This window comes from Aquabacterium parvum, from assembly GCF_001447195.1.
GTDB lineage: Bacteria > Pseudomonadota > Gammaproteobacteria > Burkholderiales > Burkholderiaceae_C > Aquabacterium > Aquabacterium parvum.
On sequence record NZ_LFRI01000511.1, the window covers coordinates 1 to 273 of the forward strand.

Annotated in this window: 1 protein-coding gene; it reads left to right on the forward strand. The window is 63.7% G+C overall.

What is annotated here, in order from left to right; genetic code table 11:
• Positions 1-78: 78 nt before the first annotated feature.
• The coding region (locus tag ABG80_RS18440; protein ID WP_152987744.1) for a hypothetical protein at positions 79-273 on the forward strand (195 nt) is incomplete at its 3' end.

Sequence of the window (273 nt, forward strand, 5' to 3'; positions counted from 1 at the left end):
GGCTGCTGTGTCTGATGCGCTGGCCCGCGCCGAGGAAGCTATCGAGCGTTCCGGTGCCCTGGATCAAGGGAGCCTGTGATGCTCACGCTGACCGGCACCATTCGAGCAGTCACCACCCTGGGTGGTGGCGTCAACATGAAGACCGGCGAGGTGATCCCCACCCGCCCGGTTCTCCAGATCGAGGGCCTCGATAACCGTGGCCTCGTTCAACTCTTCACCCTCACAGTTCCGGACACCAAGCCTTTCGAGGGCCGAGTGGGTGAGCAGGTGTCC